The sequence below is a fragment of the Enterobacter sp. WI-ESBL-E8 genome (assembly GCF_053364895.1).
In genome coordinates, this window is sequence record NZ_JBRWXJ010000001.1 from 4,583,250 (window position 1) to 4,595,816 (window position 12,567).

Annotated in this window: 12 protein-coding genes; 2 read left to right on the top strand and 10 right to left on the bottom strand. The window is 60.0% G+C overall.

Annotated features, from left to right (window positions below):
• Positions 1 to 8: 8 nt before the first annotated feature.
• Together kefB and kefG are read right to left on the bottom strand one after the other, a co-directional pair.
• Positions 9 to 1,814 carry a glutathione-regulated potassium-efflux system protein KefB gene (gene kefB, locus ACWHWP_RS21925; protein ID WP_063430418.1) on the bottom strand — a complete coding sequence of 602 codons (1,806 nt, stop codon included), beginning with the start codon at positions 1,812 to 1,814 and terminating at the stop codon, positions 9 to 11.
• Positions 1,814 to 2,365: a glutathione-regulated potassium-efflux system ancillary protein KefG gene (kefG, locus tag ACWHWP_RS21930; protein WP_014885493.1), complete on the bottom strand. Its 552-nt coding sequence runs from the start codon at positions 2,363 to 2,365 to the stop codon at positions 1,814 to 1,816. The genes kefB and kefG overlap by 1 nt, the downstream gene beginning before the upstream one ends.
• A 138-nt stretch (positions 2,366 to 2,503) precedes the next feature.
• Here kefG and ACWHWP_RS21935 point away from each other — a divergent pair, with 138 nt between their 5' ends.
• Both ACWHWP_RS21935 and ACWHWP_RS21940 read left to right on the top strand, forming a co-directional pair.
• Positions 2,504 to 4,408 (top strand): ABC transporter ATP-binding protein, encoded by a 1,905-nt coding sequence (locus ACWHWP_RS21935; RefSeq protein WP_447856383.1) that lies wholly within the window; start codon positions 2,504 to 2,506, stop codon positions 4,406 to 4,408.
• Between the two features lie 15 nt (positions 4,409 to 4,423).
• Positions 4,424 to 5,356, top strand: coding sequence for a LysR substrate-binding domain-containing protein (locus ACWHWP_RS21940; protein WP_447856385.1), 933 nt, complete (start codon positions 4,424 to 4,426; stop codon positions 5,354 to 5,356).
• A gap of 62 nt (positions 5,357 to 5,418) precedes the next feature.
• On the opposite strand, the gene mdcH is transcribed toward ACWHWP_RS21940, so the two are convergent.
• The 8 genes from mdcH to mdcA all read right to left on the bottom strand — a co-directional run bounded on the left by mdcH (position 5,419) and on the right by mdcA (position 12,468).
• Positions 5,419 to 6,315 (bottom strand): malonate decarboxylase subunit epsilon, encoded by an 897-nt coding sequence (gene mdcH, locus ACWHWP_RS21945; protein ID WP_447856386.1) that lies wholly within the window; start codon positions 6,313 to 6,315, stop codon positions 5,419 to 5,421.
• Positions 6,315 to 6,932: a malonate decarboxylase holo-ACP synthase gene (locus tag ACWHWP_RS21950; RefSeq protein WP_447856387.1), complete on the bottom strand. Its 618-nt coding sequence runs from the start codon at positions 6,930 to 6,932 to the stop codon at positions 6,315 to 6,317. Before ACWHWP_RS21950 ends, mdcH begins: the two co-directional genes overlap by 1 nt.
• A 2-nt stretch (positions 6,933 to 6,934) precedes the next feature.
• Positions 6,935 to 7,894, bottom strand: coding sequence for an AEC family transporter (locus ACWHWP_RS21955; RefSeq protein ID WP_063144222.1), 960 nt, complete (start codon positions 7,892 to 7,894; stop codon positions 6,935 to 6,937).
• Positions 7,895 to 8,020: 126 nt separating this feature from the next.
• On the bottom strand, positions 8,021 to 8,821 hold the full coding sequence (mdcE, locus tag ACWHWP_RS21960) for a biotin-independent malonate decarboxylase subunit gamma (protein ID WP_447856735.1): 801 nt from the start codon (positions 8,819 to 8,821) through the stop codon (positions 8,021 to 8,023).
• The gene (locus tag ACWHWP_RS21965; protein WP_447856388.1) at positions 8,821 to 9,654 is read right to left on the bottom strand and encodes a biotin-independent malonate decarboxylase subunit beta; all 834 of its coding nucleotides are present in this window, start codon (positions 9,652 to 9,654) and stop codon (positions 8,821 to 8,823) included. Before ACWHWP_RS21965 ends, mdcE begins: the two co-directional genes overlap by 1 nt.
• Positions 9,647 to 9,946 carry a malonate decarboxylase acyl carrier protein gene (gene mdcC, locus ACWHWP_RS21970; protein WP_014885504.1) on the bottom strand — a complete coding sequence of 100 codons (300 nt, stop codon included), beginning with the start codon at positions 9,944 to 9,946 and terminating at the stop codon, positions 9,647 to 9,649. The genes ACWHWP_RS21965 and mdcC overlap by 8 nt, the downstream gene beginning before the upstream one ends.
• A gap of 9 nt (positions 9,947 to 9,955) precedes the next feature.
• Positions 9,956 to 10,813, bottom strand: coding sequence for a triphosphoribosyl-dephospho-CoA synthase (locus tag ACWHWP_RS21975; protein ID WP_047345765.1), 858 nt, complete (start codon positions 10,811 to 10,813; stop codon positions 9,956 to 9,958).
• Positions 10,813 to 12,468 carry a malonate decarboxylase subunit alpha gene (gene mdcA / locus ACWHWP_RS21980; protein ID WP_447856390.1) on the bottom strand — a complete coding sequence of 552 codons (1,656 nt, stop codon included), beginning with the start codon at positions 12,466 to 12,468 and terminating at the stop codon, positions 10,813 to 10,815. Before mdcA ends, ACWHWP_RS21975 begins: the two co-directional genes overlap by 1 nt.
• Positions 12,469 to 12,567: the final 99 nt, after the last annotated feature.

The following is a 12,567-nucleotide window of genomic DNA, read 5'->3' on the forward strand; positions in this document are numbered from 1 at the left end:
GTTACCCTTTATTCAAATTCATCCCAGCCATCAAGCTGGCGTCGTTCCTGTTGCATCTCTCGCTGGAAGATCTCCTCCAGCTCGCGACGCGCTTCCCGCACGCGGGAGATCTGCTCAGTATCGGAATGTACCGGCATCAGCTCGCGCAACATTTGCATATCCAGCCGGCGGAAATGCATCTGGGCGCGCTGCGCCTGATGAGGATGCATCCCCAGTGAGATCAACGCCTTGCGGCCCAGCTCCAGCGCACTGGAAAAGGTCTCACGGGAGAAGTGTTTCACACCCGCCTGTAACAGTTCGTGAGCTTCAACACGTCCACGCGCGCGCGCCAGAATATGCAGATGCGGAAAATGCTGCTGGCACAGCTCTACCAGCTTCATCGTGTCTTCCGGATCGTTGCAGGTAATCACGATGGACTCTGCTGCCTCTGCACCCGCCGAGCGCAATAGCTCAAGCTGGGTCGCGTCGCCGTAGTACACCTTGTAGCCATATTTACGCATCAGGTTGACCGCGCTGATATCGCGTTCCAGCACCGTAATGCGCATTTTGTTCGCCATCAGCAAACGACCGATAACCTGTCCGAAGCGGCCAAAGCCCACCACAATCACCTGCGGCTTATCGTCTTCCACCCACGGCGCTTCATCTTCATCGTCAGTCGGGTTTAAGCGGCGCGACAGGAGTTTATCAACCAGCTTCATCAGCAGCGGTGTGGTCATCATAGACAGCGTGACCGTTACCAGCAAAAGCGCCATCTGATCGTCTTTAAACAGCTTCTGGGAGGAGGCGGTAGAGAACAGCACAAACGCGAACTCGCCCCCCTGGCTTAACACGCTGGCAAACTGCATGCGTTCCGAACTGCGCAAGCCGTAAATGCGCGCCATGACGTACAGCACCAGCGTTTTCACCGCCACCAGGATGGCAACGCTCACCACCACCCACAGCAGATGGGTATAGAGCACGCCGAGATTGAGCGCCATCCCCACCGAAATAAAGAACAAACCTAGCAGCAGCCCTTTGAAGGGATCGATGGCAATTTCCAGCTCGTGGCGATATTCGCTCTCCGCCAGCAGCACCCCGGCGATAAAGGTCCCGAGCGCCATCGACAGCCCCAGCGCGTCCATAAACAGCGCCGATCCCAGCACCAGCAGGAGCGTCGCGGCCGTAAAGACCTCGCGCACGCCCGACGCGGCAATAAAGCGGAACACGGGACGTAAAAGAAAACGTCCGCCAATCAGCATGCCCGCAAAGGCCAGCACCTTCATGGCAATTTTTGCCCAGTCAAAGTGATCGTCGCCAGAACCCGCCAGCAGCGGCACCAGCGCCAGCGCCGGGATCACCGCTAAGTCCTGGAACAGCAGCACCGAAAAGCCCAGCTGACCGGCTTCATTGCGATTCATCCCTTTGTCGCGCATCAGCTGCAGGGCCATCGCCGTCGAGGACATCGCAAGGCCTATTCCGCCTATCACCGCCGCCTGCCAGGAGAAACTCGTCAGCATTAACAGGCCGCCCAGAATAGCGGCGCTGAACAGCACCTGCGCGGCCCCCACGCCAAAGATAGAGCGCCGGAGCTGCCACAACTTAGAAGGATTCAGCTCCAGGCCGATGATGAACATCAGGAACACCACGCCCAGCTCGGAGAAGTGGAGAATTTCATCCACATCGCTGATGAATCCCAGCCCCCAGGGGCCAATCGCGATCCCCGCCAGCAGATAACCCAGCACCGCACCTATTCCAATCCGCGCAGCAAGCGGCACCGCGACGACGGCCGCAAATAAAAATAGCACCCCGGCGAGGAGCAAATTCGATCCTTCCATTAACGACCTCCTGCCGGAATCGGGGATGCCAGCCATTCACCGTAGGCTCTGGCGTGGCTTGCCAGCTCTTTCGGATCCTGACGCCGTGCCCAGTAGACAATAATCGGGCTCATCCAGTGCATACGGCACATCGCCGCCGTCAGCTCGAAAGGCCGCAGGATGTCGCTCATTGGATAACGGTTCAGCCCGTCGTGGCGGTAAGCGCTTTCTGGCTCACCGGTTGTAATCACGCTGCGCCAGTACTTTCCCGCCAGCTGGTTGCCCCCCACCCCGCTGGAGAAGCCCCGGCTCAGCACGCGGTCCAGCCACTCTTTGAGCAGCGCCGGACAGCTGTAGGTATAAAGCGGATGCTGAAACACAATCACGTCATGCTGACGCAGCAGTTCCTGCTCGTAAGGGATATCAATAAAAAAATCAGGATAGTGCGCGTAAAGATCGTGCACCGTCACGTTGCTGAGCTGAGTAGCCGGCTTAAGCAGAACCCGGTTCGCCACCGAGTCCTGAGATTCCGGATGGGCATACAGCAGCAGCACTTTTGCTGTCTGAGACATCATTCCCCTCCCGGTCTTGTTTCTGTTTTTGTGTATCGTCGTTGTTTTGGGCTACCATGGCGGCCCGGTGCGGAAAATGGCGCACACCTTACATTATCATAATGACAAATTAACATAGTCGGAACATACGGCGCTTCTATGATTGTTTTCTCCTCGTTACAAATTCGTCGCGGCGTGCGCGTCCTGCTGGATAACGCCACTGCTACCATCAATCCGGGCCAAAAAGTGGGTCTGGTCGGCAAAAACGGCTGCGGTAAATCCACGCTGCTGGCGCTGCTGAAAAACGAGATTAGCGCGGATGGCGGTAACTTTACCTTCCCGGGGAACTGGCAGCTCGCATGGGTGAACCAGGAGACGCCAGCCCTGAGCGAACCGGCACTCGACTATGTTATCGACGGCGATCGTGAATACCGTAAGCTCGAGGCGGAACTCAACGCCGCTAACGAGCGCAACGACGGCCACGCCATCGCCACCGTTCACGGGAAGCTGGACGCCATCGACGCGTGGACCATTCGCTCCCGCGCCTCCAGCCTGCTGCACGGCCTGGGCTTCAGCAATGAACAGCTGGAACGCCCGGTCAGCGACTTCTCCGGCGGCTGGCGTATGCGCCTCAACCTGGCGCAGGCGCTGATCTGCCGCTCTGACCTGCTGCTGCTCGATGAACCGACCAACCACCTCGATCTCGATGCGGTTATTTGGCTGGAGAAGTGGCTCAAGAGCTATCAGGGCACTCTGATTCTGATCTCCCACGACCGCGACTTCCTCGACCCGGTGGTGGATAAAATCATTCATATCGAACAGCAAACGATGTTCGAGTACACCGGCAACTACAGCTCCTTCGAGCGCCAGCGCGCGACGCGCCTTGCTCAACAGCAGTCCATGTACGAAAGCCAGCAGCAGCGCGTGGCGCACCTGCAGAGCTTTGTGGATCGCTTCAAGGCCAAAGCGTCAAAAGCCAAGCAGGCCCAGAGCCGCATCAAGATGCTCGAACGCATGGAGATGATCGCCCCGGCGCACGTGGATAACCCGTTCCACTTCAGCTTCCGCGCGCCGGAAAGCCTGCCGAACCCGCTCCTGAAGATGGAGAAAGTGAGCGCGGGCTATGCCGATCGCATTATTCTCGACTCCATCAAGCTCAACCTGGTGCCGGGCTCACGTATTGGTCTGCTTGGGCGCAACGGTGCCGGTAAATCCACGCTGATCAAACTGCTGGCGGGCGAGCTTAACCCGGTCAGCGGCGAAATCGGGCTGGCGAAGGGCATCAAGCTGGGCTATTTCGCCCAGCATCAGCTGGAATTTTTACGGGCGGATGAATCTCCGATTCAGCACCTCGCGCGTCTGGCGCCGCAGGAGATGGAGCAGAAGCTGCGCGACTACCTCGGCGGCTTCGGCTTCCAGGGCGATAAGGTCACTGAAAATACCGAGCGCTTTTCCGGGGGCGAAAAAGCCCGCCTGGTGCTGGCGCTGATCGTCTGGCAGCGCCCGAACCTGCTGCTGCTCGATGAACCCACCAACCACCTGGATCTCGACATGCGTCAGGCGCTGACCGAAGCGCTGATTGAGTTCGAAGGTGCGCTGGTTGTGGTTTCGCACGATCGTCACCTGATCCGCTCCACCACGGACGATCTCTACTTAGTTCACGACGGCAAAGTCGAACCGTTCGACGGCGATCTGGAGGACTACCAACAGTGGCTGACGGACGTGCAGAAGCAGGAAAACCAGCCGGAAGAGTCCACGAAAGATAACGCCAACAGCGCGCAGGCGCGTAAAGACCAGAAGCGCCGTGAAGCGGAGCTGCGCACCCAGACGCAGCCGCTGCGTAAAGAGATTGCCCGTCTCGAAAAAGAGATGGAAAAGCTCAACGCCACGCTTGCCGCCGTTGAAGAGAAGCTCGGCGATAGCGGTCTCTATGACCAGAGCCGTAAAGCGGAACTGACGGACTGCCTGCAAACCCAGGCGAAGACCAAATCGAGCCTCGAAGAGTGTGAGATGTCATGGCTCGACGCGCAGGAACAGCTTGAAGCGATGCTGCAGGTTGAATAAGACTCCGGGAGGGCTATGAGTTTCGATATCACGAGCGAGATTACGTTCCGCAAGCTCAGCATCTTCATGACGTTTATGGAGAAGGGGAATATCGCGCGTACCGCCGAGACTCTGGGCCTGAGCGGCGTAAGCGTGCACCGCGCGCTGCACACCCTGGAAGAGAACGTGCACTGCCCGCTCTTTACCCACAAGGGGCGCAACCTGATTGCCCTACCTTCCGCCTGGACGCTGCTGGAGTATTGCCAGGAAGTGATGCAGGTGATGGAGCGCGGGCTGGAAGAGTCGCGCAAGGTCGCCGGCATTGGCCAGGGGCGCTTACGCGTCGGTACGCTCTACTCGCTCACCCTGGAAACCGTGCCGCGTCTGATTATGGGCATGAAGCTGCGTCGTCCGGATCTGGAAATGGATCTGACGATGGGCTCTAACGACACCTTGCTCCACATGCTGGACGACGGGTCGCTGGACGCCATCCTGATCTCCATCTCCGAAAGCGATATCGACCGCAACAGCCTTGAGGTTCTGCCGCTGTTCCATGACGACATATTCCTTGCCGCACCGGCTTCCGCCACGCTGAATACCCACGGGCCAGCGGATCTCCGCGATTATAAAGATCAGAAATTTGTCGCGCTTGCAGAAGGGTTTGCGACCTACGCCGGGTTCCAGGAAGCGTTCCATATCGCCGGGTTCGAACCGGAGATTGTTACCCGGGTGAACGACATTTTTTCAATGCTCAGTCTGGTTCAGGCGGGCGTCGGCTTTACGCTAATGCCGGGCAGGATGAAGAAGGTCTACGAGAATTCGGTGCAGCTACTGAAGCTGGCTGAACCGTACCAGATGCAGCAGCTTATCGCGATTGTATTCGCCCGCAACCGCGAGCAGGACCCGAGCCTGCGGGCATTGGCGGCCGAAGGCCGGATGTATGCGCGCAGCCTGCAGGAAAGTGCGTGATACAAAACAAGACAACCGAACCCGTAGGCCCGGTAAGGCGCAGCCGCCACCGGGCAAAAAACTCATCGCTGAAGCCGACCCGCCAGATGCACCGCCACGTCCACCCCGCTGCGCTCCAGTGAAATCGTCTCTCCTTCCCACGCAGCCTGTCGCGTCAGACAGGTCAGTACGCCGCCGGGCGGCATCTCGATCGCCAGCCGGGCTTCGCGTTCGTTAGCGGAAATCATCGCCTCCTGCCAGCGCACCGTACGCGCCATGTTCAATGCCAGATCGTCCGCGATTTTCTCCGGCTGCCAGAGCACGCGCCCGGTGCTGCCACTCAGGTACGCACAGCGTGGGCGAGCCAGCGTGACGGACTCAAACGCCGCCGCCAGCGTTTGTGCCGGTGCCGCCAGCAGTTCACAGTGCGACGGCACGCTCACCGCCAGCCGTTTGGCCTTGTTTGCCCCTTTTGCCAGCGCGCGCGCCGCCACCTGCGACATCCCGTCATCGCTTCCGGCAATCACGATCTGCGTTTCGGCATTCAGGTTAGCAATATACGTTCCGGTACCCTCGATAAGCTGCTCCACCTGCGGCAGGGTCAGCCCCATAATCGCCGTCAGGCCGTAGCCGTGCGGATACGCCTGCTCCATCAGATCGCCACGCAGCGCCACCAGCTTAAGCGCGTCCGTAAATTCCAGCGCGCCTGCCACGACCGCTGCGGGATACGCGCCAATCGATAAACCGCTCACAATGTCAGGCGACACGCCGCGCCGCTCGAGCTCGCGCGCCCAAGCCACGCCTGAAATCAGCAGACTCAGCTGAACCGCGCGGGTGTGAGTTAGCGAGGCTGCACTATCCAGCGTATCGACTTCGCTACCCAGCACCTCGCGTGCCTGTGCAAGCGTCGTTCCCGGCAAATTTTGCAGCATGCCTTCGTGCTGCGTGCCCTGTCCCGGAAAGGTAAACAGTATTTTCATCACTCCTCCCTGCGCCACGGATCCGCTACCAGGCGCGGTCCGCGGCGGGTTTTCAGCAGCGTTTTTCCGTCGCGTAACCACTCCGCCAGCGCAAAGCCCCCTTCGGGCGTATCGACCTGCGTATCCGCCCGGCACAGCGCGCGGCCCAGCTGCGACTGCCATGCGGTAAAAGCATCAGGGGAAATCGGCTCAGGGGCGCGGATCAGCAGGTCAAGATCGCTGTCGGCGTGTATCACCGGAATGCCGGTCGCCAGCGCGTAGCCGGTGCTGCCGGTAACGCCCCACGTCCACGGCCACGCCTGCTGTGAAAGCTGCAACGCCACCTGAACCGGTGGCTGAGTCACAAACGGCGAGCGCAGCAGATCGGCCGTCACGCTCAGCGCCTCAGGCGAAACCACGCGTAACACGTTCTTAGGCTTCACCCACCCGGCCGCACGCTGGTCGCGGCGCAGGCCGCGAACGCCAACGGGGATGCGGCCTTCGCTATCAACATCACGCCGCACCACTACCGGCAGGCCGGTATGCCAGACGGCATCCACCCAGGATTCGGCGATCCCTTCCAGCGCGTCGCGCGCGGTAAGCCAGATGAGGTCGTGCGGGCGTAATGTTGTGGTCATGATTACATTCCTGAAGTCAGCGAGATAAACAGCGGCAGCGACAGGATACACAGTACGGAGCTTAACAGCAGCACGGCTTCAGCATCCGGCGACTGCACGCCAAAGCGGTTACCGAACACCACGCCGAAGAAGCCCGCAGAAAGCGCAATCATCAGGATAGCGGTAATCGCTACGGAGCCATGCAGACCGAAGATCAGCACAATACCCCAGGCAATCGCAGGCTGAATCAGCAGCTTGGCGATAGTTGAGGTGATAACCATTGTGTTGATCTGCAGCTTACGGGCAGAGAGGATCACCCCGGTCAGGAACAGCGCCGCAGCGGTGGCGGACAGCCCCAGCGGTTTAATCGCCGCCAGAACCAGATCCGGCATTTTGATGCCGATGGCGGACAAAATCACACCCAGCAGCGGGCCCATTACAATCGGTTTCTTAATGGAGCGCCACATCAGCACCGGCAGCATGGAGAGCGTTGAGCCGGAATTATTCCCCTCGGCGCGCGCTTTCTCGCGCTCCAGGATCAGCAGGCAGAACGGCGTCATCAGCACGGAGCCGCAGGCAATAGAGACCGCGACGGACAGAGACGTGGAAGAACCTTCCCCCAGCACGCTGCCCAGAATCGGCAGGCCAAGCGCCGCGTAGTTCGGCAACGCGACCGTCAGGGTCAGAACCGCGGCGTCCTGCGGTGATTTTTTAAAGACTTTGGTGGCGAGGAAGTAGATGGCCGCATAGGTAATCCACATCGCCAGGGTCAGCACGAGGATCAGCGGCGACTGAGCCACAATGCCGGTCCACGGCGTTTGCACGGTGGCGCTAAACAGCGCGGCAGGCAGTGCAAAATCCATCACGAAGATATTGAGCAGGGAAACGTTTTTATTATCGACCATCTTTGCCTTACCGGCCCAGAATCCCAGCAGCATGATGACGAAAATCGGTGCAAGAGCATGAACAATTACGTAAGTCATAAATCACCTGTAGTAAAAAAAGTTTTAGCACTGGCGCGATGATTATTATTTTTCAGGATGCAGGCTCCCACACGAGCGCAGCGGACGCGCCCGCGGGGTTATGCATCTGGCAGGTCTCTTTTTTACTTACCAGCTGGCTCGCATACGTTCGCGTACGAGCGCCGAGCTGCGGCGGTTGTCAGCACCCAGACGATTTTTCAGCGTGGTGTCCTGACGAGCGTCACTGATGGCCTGTTGCAGGGTGGTTTTCACCTGCGCCAGATCGTTATCGGATGGGACATCCGGGTTGCTGATGTCCAGCAGGCTGGAGAGCAGTCCCAGCGTGGCGTAGTTGCTGATGTCATAGGCCATTGGCGGAATGGTTGCCGCCAGTTTTTCCAGCGCCTCGACGGTACGCAGCGTAATGCGCGCGGCGGACTCTTTGCCCATCGCGTGGATCAGCACGCCTTTGTCGTTAAAGGCAATCAGGCGGTTGGCCTGGTAGCCGTGCGCCAGAAACGCGCCGGACATCGCCTTGCCGACGATCAGGCCAATCACCGGATGACCGGCCAGGCGAGCGTTCGCATACGCGGCAGCGGCTCCCGCCAGCGCCTGGTGAATACCAAACGCCTCTTCACGACGGCCATAGGCCTGGCTTGGAACGTCAATCACCGCCACAATCGGGCGCTTAACGGCCTTATCGGCGTCCGCCGCGACGGTCTCGCTGACCACTTTCGCCAGCGTCCAGCCTTCCAGCAGACCGACTTCACCCTTCGCGGCGCGCGGGAAGTGGTTGTTGGCATCCGGAACCACGGCAACAAAGCGCACCGCTTCGCCGTTAAGCTCGCCGTCTGCAGCCTGCACCGACGGGCATAGCCCTTCCACACGTTTTGCATTCGGGGCGAGAATATCCAGCCAGAGTTCGCCACGGCTAATTGAGTTAGTCATCATTTCACCTCCCGGGCAAAAAGCGCGTTAATTTGTTCGGCATCGGCCTGTTTGCGGGTGTCGAAATTCGTCAGACGGTTCAGGTAATCGTCGTAATTATCGGTGCGATGTTTCGCCGGCACGCCTTTAGCAATCGCGTCGTTCATCGCCTGTTTCACCGCGTTGATACCGTCACCGACCAGGGCATCCACCAGCCCGCTTTGGTAGCGCACTTCGCCGCCAGTCATGCTCCAGATAAACGGACGGTCGCGAGAGTCGTACTCTTCAATCCCGGCTTCCTGCTCGATAACCTGCGGGCCGTTCAGGCCAAGACGCGCTTCGCGGGTCACAATCAGGTAGCTGCACAGCGCCGCGGCGATGGACATGCCGCCGAAGCAACCCACGGTTCCGGCCACAATCCCGACAACGGGCGTGTAGCGACGCAGGTCGACAATCGCAGCGTGGATATCGGCAATCGCCGCCAGGCCGAGGTTCGCTTCCTGCAGGCGCACGCCGCCGGTTTCGAGGCACAGCACGGCCTGAGTCGGAATGCCGTTGCGGTTATCTTCTGCCGCCAGCTCCAGCGCGGCCGCCATTTTGGCACCGGACACTTCGCCCATGCTGCCGCCCTGGAACGCGCCTTCAATCGCCACGACAACGGCCGGCTGACCGTTAATCGTGCCTTTCGCCACCACCATGCCGTCGTCCGCCTGCGGCACAATGCCCTGCGGGCCAAGCCACGGAGAGATAATGCCTTCAAACGGATCCAGCAGTTCGCGGTAGCTGCCCTCGTCGAGCAGGGCCTGCGCACGCTGGCGTGCTTTTAATTCGATAAAGCTGCTGTCATCACGCATGGCTCACCCCCTCAAATACCTGTTCGATGCGAATGCGGGCCACGCCCGGCGTCGCGCCGAAATCATGAATGGTCAGTTTTCCTGCCGGCAGGCTGCTGACCGTTTGCAGGCGGTTGAACAACGCCTCCCAGCGACCACGGCTGTTGTCAACGGAGGTGGTGATATCAATGGTTAGCGTCTGGCCCGGTTCGGCGGTGAAGAGCACCTCCATATCCCCGGAACCGACTACCCCCGCCAGTGCCCTGCCGCTTAACGCGCGGCTGGCTGGCACGGTCAATGTAATTTTTTCCATAACATCCTCTTAATGCTTTGAATAAGGCGATTCGACGCGGTCAAGAAACAGCGTGGCGGCAAGCAGGTCGGCGGCGCCGCCCGGTGACGCGTTAAGCGCCAGCATCTGACGGTCTAAGTTCGCCAGCGCCTGCTGGCCCGCGAGGGTGGCACAGCCTCCCGCATTCAGTACCGCACGGGCACCGTGCTGCATAGCGTCCAGCCCCTCCATGCCGGCGCGCGACAGCACGCAGGTATCGGTGAGCGACGTCATGATGGCCATCAGCGCATCGAGTCTGGCCTGTGCTTCACTGCTGCCGTTCAGGCGGCTGAGGCGAAGCTGCGGCAGCGCGCGCTGCATAACGTGCGGGAACGCCTGCTGAGCCTCTTCGCGGGCACCCGGCACGCGGTAGCGGTGCGTGGCGCGCAGGCCTTTACTGAAGACCTTCGGCGCCGCATCGTCCGGCAGTTTTGCCAGCTGCGCGGCGGTGCGGGCGACGTCTTGCGCACGGGCATCACCGCCCAGCATCGCCACCGCGCTGACCAACAATCCAAGCGCCCAAATCGCGCCGCGATGGGTGTTTACGCCCTCGGTTGCGGCCATCATCTGCTGCTCGCCTTCGCGGCCGAGCCGCCCGACGGTTTGCCTGAGCGCAATATCTGCCGGACGCTGCCAGCTTTGCTGCGCCAGCGCCTGAAACGTGGGGGTCAGGCTGTGTGCGGAGCGCTCCATCAGAGCAAGGGATAAATCGTGGTGCGCGCCGTTCCCCCGACTGTCCACCAGACCGGGTTTCGGGCTTAAACGTGCTTCGTCAATCAGACACTGCGTGGCGGTTCGCGCCAGCCATTCGGCACCGCCTTCAACCTGAATCTGGGGCAGAAGTTTCATTACCAGCTCCGGAATTTCGCAGGTGGGTTGTAGAGACCGCCGGACCATTCCACGAGGTCTGACACGCTGCCTGCCGCCAGCAGAGAGCGGGTGGCGTCGGTTCGGCGAATCCCCATATCTTCCGGGTAGACCACTTTGCCGCTCTGACGCAGTTCCGCCACGCGTTTGGCATCCAGGCCCAGACCGATATCGGTGATACCGGCGACGGCCGCGACCATGGCACGACGCTCTTCCAGATCTTTCGCCCGGTAGAGGTAAGCGATCCCCTCTTCCGTCAGCACGTGGGTCACGTCGTCGCCGTAGATCATCACCGGCGCCAGCGGCATGCCGGAGGCTTTCGCCACGTCAACGGCATCGAGTTTTTCCACGAAGGTTGGCTTCACGCCCGCCTGGAAGGTTTCCACCATCTGGACGACCAGTTTTTTACCGCGCTGCATCGGGTCAGGTTCGGTGATCATGTTCAGCCAGGCCGGCGTGGCGTGACGACGACCGTGCGGGTCGTGGCCCATGTTTGGCGCACCGCCGAAGCCGGAAAGACGACCGCGGGTCACCGTTGAGGAGTTGGCGTAACCATCAACCTGCAGCGTAGAGCCGATAAACATATCGACCGCGTACTGGCCTGCCAGCTGGCAGAACGCGCGGTTAGAGCGCATGGAGCCGTCGGCACCGGTAAAGAACACGTCAGGACGGGCGCGGATGTACTCTTCCATCCCCAGCTCGCCGCCGAAGCAGTGCACGCTTTCGACCCAGCCGCTTTCAATGGCCGGGATCAGCGTCGGATGCGGGTTCAGCGTCCAGTGCTTACAGATTTTGCCCTTCAGGCCGAGCTGTTCGCCGTAGGTGGGCAGCAGCAGCTCAATTGCCGCAGTGTTAAAGCCGATCCCGTGGTTCAGGGACTGCACCTGATGTTCCGCGTAGATGCCTTTGATGGCCATCATCGCCATCAGGATGTGTTCCTGTTTAATCAGACGCGGGTCGCGGGTAAACAGCGGTTCGATAAAGAACGGCTTATCGGCAACCACAACGAAGTCGATCCAGGAGCCCGGAATATCGACGCGCGGCAGGTCACACTCGTCATCCACCAGCTCGTTCACCTGGGCAATGACAATCCCGTCGTGGAACGCTGCGGCTTCCACCAGCGCCGGGGTGTCTTCGGTGCTCGCCCCGGTGTAGAGGTTGCCTTTGCGGTCGGCTTTAAAGCCGGCGATCAGCGCCACGTTTGGCGAGAGGTCGACGTAGAGGCGTGAATAGAGCTCAATGTAGGTATGAATCGCGCCGATTTCGAGCTGACCATCCTCAAGCAGCTGGGAGATTCGCAGGCTCTGCGTCCCGGAGAAGGAGAAATCCAGCTTGCGGGCGATGCCTTTCTCAAAGATATCCAGATGCTCGCTGCGGCCGACGCTCGGCATGATCATATGCAAGTCGTGGACAATTTGCGGGTTCACTTCGGCAAGCGAGCGGGAAAGGAAATCCGCCTGCTTCTGGTTGTTACCTTCCAGAACGACCTTGTCGCCAGGCGCGATCAGTTTTTCCAGCATGGCGACAAGATCGCCGGTTGGCAGTACCTTGCCCTGCACCGGTACGGACGCCAGACGACGCGCTTTTTCGCTGCGTCGAGTGTTCCATTGCCGGGTGGGTGTTTGCCCAGATAACATTATTAACCTCCTGATTCAGCTAATCATTTTGATTTGCTTAACGTTGAGTAAAGTGTGCGCTCTGGTGAGAAAGGCATCAATTAAGCGTAGAGCCAAATC